1 protein-coding gene is annotated in these 263 nt (G+C 68.1%); it reads right to left on the reverse strand.

From position 1 onward, the window contains the following. Positions 1-263, reverse strand: a 263-nt coding sequence (locus tag FS665_RS23205) for an AMP-binding protein (protein ID WP_145193664.1), incomplete at both ends; no start/stop codon positions are given.

Below are 263 nucleotides of genomic sequence, written 5' to 3' on the forward strand. Positions count from 1 at the left end.
TCGCCCAGCTCGATACGCAGCCCGCGCAGCTTCACCTGGTCGTCGTTACGGCCCAGGTATTCGAGGTTGCCGTCGGCCAGGTGCCGGGCCAGATCGCCGGTACGGTACAGGCGACCGCCGGGGCGGAACGGGTCGTCGATGAAGCGTTCGGCGGTGAGTTCGGCGCGGTTGAGGTAGCCACGAGCAACCTGGACGCCACCGATGTACAGCTCACCCGGCACGCCCTGCGGTACCGGCTGCAGATGGCCGTCCAGCACGTAGAG

It is taken from the genome of Pseudomonas sp. URMO17WK12:I11, assembly GCF_007677725.1.
Taxonomy (GTDB): Bacteria; Pseudomonadota; Gammaproteobacteria; order Pseudomonadales; family Pseudomonadaceae; genus Aquipseudomonas.